This is a genomic window from Jeotgalibacillus marinus (assembly GCF_040801915.1).
Lineage (GTDB): Bacteria > Bacillota > Bacilli > Bacillales > Jeotgalibacillaceae > Jeotgalibacillus > Jeotgalibacillus marinus.
This window is the reverse complement of record NZ_JBFMIA010000195.1, coordinates 1-262: the sequence shown is the minus strand read 5'-3', so window position 1 is coordinate 262 and position 262 is coordinate 1. Positions and strand designations below refer to the sequence as shown.

1 tRNA gene is annotated in these 262 nt (G+C 58.0%); it reads left to right on the top strand.

From position 1 onward, the window contains the following. Positions 1-108: 108 nt before the first annotated feature. Positions 109-185, top strand: a tRNA-Arg gene (locus tag AB1471_RS19020). Positions 186-262 lie beyond the last annotated feature (77 nt).

Below are 262 nucleotides of genomic sequence, written 5' to 3'. Positions count from 1 at the left end.
CGCCCGCTGGCGGCATTGGCGCTTTCGGTCAAAATCGGTGTATCCTGCATGGCGACGACATAAGCAGCTTTGCAGCCGCGCGCAAAGTGGTTATTGCGCTCCCAGCGCGCGCCCTTAGCTCAGCTGGATAGAGCGCGAGACTTCTAATCTTGAGGCCACAGGTTCGACTCCTGTAGGGCGCGCCACACAATCCACGAAACTGCACTTTTCCAGAGTCCTCTGCGGCAGACTCTTCAGAATGAAGGCGGCTGCGAAATCAGGA